Below are 2,980 nucleotides of genomic sequence, written 5' to 3'. Positions count from 1 at the left end.
GCCTCGCGGACGTCGCCAGTGGCGCGCAGCCCTCCGGTCCCCACGACCTCGGCGACGAGCTCACCGATCCCCTCCTCGACCACCGGGGCCTTGCCATCGTTGACCAGGTCGACCTTCACCTGGTTCACGTCCACCCCGATGACCTCGTGACCCATGCTGGCCAAGCACGCGGCCGACACGCAGCCCACGTAGCCGAGCCCGAAAACGCTGACCTTCATGACCCGTTCCTCCCCCCAGGCAGGCCCTCCCGGCCTGCGTTCCGCACGTCGGTCGGACGACGACCCTCGCGCATCAGTAGGCCCCCTGCCCATACACCACCGCACGCAGCGTCTTCCACAAGATCACTGTGTCCAGGGCGAGCGACCAGTCCTCCACGTACCGCAGATCCAGCCGGACGGCCTCCTCCCACGACAGGTCGCTGCGTCCGCTGATCTGCCACAGGCCGGTGAGCCCGGGCCTGACCAGCAGCCGCCGCCGGATGTCCGGGCCGTACGCGGCGGACTCCTCCGGTAACGGAGGCCGCGGACCGACGAGCGACATCGATCCGGTGAGCACATTGAAAAGCTGCGGGAGTTCGTCGATCGAGTACCGGCGCAGCACTGCTCCCACCCGGGTCACCCGCGGATCCCGGCGGACCTTGAACAGCAGGCCGGCGCCCTCGTTGAGGTCCGCCAGCTCGGCACGTGCCCCATGAGCCCCGACGACCATGGTGCGGAACTTGAGAATGGTGAACTCGCGGCCGTGCTTGCCGACTCTGCGCTGGCGGTAGAACGCCCCACCCCGACTGTCCATCAGCACGAGCAGCCCGACGACCACCATCAGCGGCGCGAACAGGATCAGCAGGATCGCCGCGCCCAGCCGGTCGACGACCACTTTGATCGCCCGGCGGCCCCCGGTGAAGGTCGGCATGCTGACCCGCAGCAGCGGGATCCCGAGCACCGCGTCGACGTGCAGCCGCGGGCCGGCCACCTCCATCAGGACGGGGGCCACGACCATTTCGGCGTCGCTGCCTTCGAGGTTCCAGGCCAGCCGCTGCAACCGGTCCGGTGACCAGTGCGGGTCCGGTGTGACCGCGACCACACGGTAGCCGTCGCGGTGGACGTGGTTGGCCACGTCCACCAACTGGCCGACGACCGGCACTCCGTCCAGCTGGTCACCGTCGAGGCCGAGACCGTCCGTCGTGCACACCGCATCCACCCGCCAGCCGAGGTGCGGGAACTTGCGGGTTCGGGTGATCAGGTCGCGCACGGTGCCCAGGCTCCCGGCAGCGAGCACCGGTCGCAGGCACAGGCCTTCCTTCCGCTGTTTGTGCAGCCGGAGGCGCAGCAGATACCGCGCGGTCATGGTGATGAACCCGATCGCGGGGATCGCGACGAAGATCCAGAGCTTGATGTTGCGCGAGGTGAGGGCGATCCCGCCGAGCGCCAGTACGACGGTCGCCGTGAACAGTGAGCGTCCGAGCCGGCGGAATTCCTCGGCGCCCTGGCCGAGTACGCTCGGAGCCCACGCCCGGCTCACCGCAAGCGTCCCCAGCACCAGCAGCTCGGTGCAGAACGCGAGAATTCCCCACTTCTCATGCCAGTTGGCCGCGTCCCGGGCCCCGAAGAAGTCGCCGATCGCCGCCACCACGAAGGCGGTGGCCACGGTGTCGCTGATGATCACGGTACGGCGGTACCGCTGCTCCCACTCGATCGCGGGCTGCTTGATCGCCCCGTTCGTCAGACGCTCGCGCGCCGACGGAAATGGGCGCGCCAGTCCCCCCTGTTGCACAGAACCCCCCAAGGTCCCCAGTGGTTCGACGTGTTCGCCTAACACTGTTCCGGGAGGCCCCCGCCTCCCGCGCCGCGCTTTTCCTCCCCTGGGAGGCTCCGCCTCCCGCGCCGCGCTTTTCCTCCCCTGGGAGGCTCCGCCTCCCGCGCCGCGCTCTTCCTCCCCCTGGGAGGTCCCCCCTCCCGAGCATGATCCCGGCTATGTCAGAGCTGCTCGAACAACCCACCCCGGCAGAGGCAGACTTGAATGCCCTGCCGGACTCTCAAGGTGCGCGGGAACCCGCCGAAAACCTCGAGTGCCCTCCGCACCCAAAGCCCCCCCCGGGCTCCAAGAACTGATCACCCCCACGTCTGGCGCCGGGGACGCGACTGCCGGCTTCCCGTAGCGCTGGACCTATAGATCATCATTGGTCGCCTCATGTCCGAACAGCTGAAGCACGGTCAATCTAGACCATGGAGGCCGGGATGAAGAGAGGGATGTGTGGAAATTGTGCTCAAGATTTGAGGCTCATCCACCAATGGGTGACTACCTACGGGTGCCTTGACGCCGCCGCGCGCTCCAGCAGCGCGCCCGGCCCCGGCGCGGCTTCGACGCGGTAGTGATCGGCAGCTGCAACGGGCCTTCCGCGGCGCCCAGTTCGGCAAAAACTTCCTCTGCGGCGTGCCGATGAGGGTGCCCGAGGTGGGCGGGGCGACCGACCCAGACAACGAGGGCACGATGTGATCGGGGGCTCGCCGACGGAAGTGCGGCGGAGCTGGCCGACGTGCGTGGCGTGGCCGAATCGTGGCTCGGTGGGCGTCGTTCGAGGAACTCGCCTCGCGGTGGGCGTTCGTGGAGTACACGGAGATCCAGGCGGCGTGTGAACGCGGAAGCACGGTCGACGTGATCGAGGCGTACTGGCGCGCGTTGCTCCGGGAGGTGTGCCCGCGCCTGCGGCCGGTCGTCGAAGACGCCGGTGAACGGCCCCGCAGGTGTGCGATGTTCCCGCTGGACAGTCACCAGGGATTCCGCGTAGCCCCAGACCTGGGCAAGCGTTGGACCACGCCGTACATCCGGCCGAAGCACCTTGAGGGCTTCGAGCCGGATGCTTGACTCCCGAGTGGCTCAGTCCTCGAACCGTTCCTAAATACTGAGCGGGAGTGAGTCCTGTTTCCAGGGCCGCTGTTGCTCAGCCGCGTGCTCCGAACGGTGTTGGGCACGCTGGTCGCCC

Annotated in this window: 2 protein-coding genes and 1 pseudogene; 1 reads left to right on the top strand and 2 read right to left on the bottom strand. The window is 68.4% G+C overall.

Features of this window, described 5'->3' with window-relative positions; translation table 11 throughout:
* Together ACWDA7_RS51745 and ACWDA7_RS51740 are read right to left on the bottom strand one after the other, a co-directional pair.
* A pseudogene (locus ACWDA7_RS51745) lies at nucleotides 1-218 on the bottom strand (GDP-mannose dehydrogenase); the annotation flags it as partial.
* 73 nt (nucleotides 219-291) lie between these two features.
* On the bottom strand, nucleotides 292-1,770 hold the full coding sequence (locus tag ACWDA7_RS51740) for a sugar transferase (protein WP_450615039.1): 1,479 nt from the start codon (nucleotides 1,768-1,770) through the stop codon (nucleotides 292-294).
* Nucleotides 1,771-2,553: 783 nt separating this feature from the next.
* Between ACWDA7_RS51740 and ACWDA7_RS51735 the strand changes: the two genes are divergently transcribed.
* Nucleotides 2,554-2,862 (top strand): hypothetical protein, encoded by a 309-nt coding sequence (locus ACWDA7_RS51735; RefSeq protein WP_450615037.1) that lies wholly within the window; start codon nucleotides 2,554-2,556, stop codon nucleotides 2,860-2,862.
* The last annotated feature ends 118 nt before the right edge of the window (nucleotides 2,863-2,980 follow it).

The sequence above is a fragment of the Streptomyces sp. NPDC001156 genome (assembly GCF_053598275.1).
This window is presented reverse-complemented; position numbering and strand designations above follow the sequence as displayed.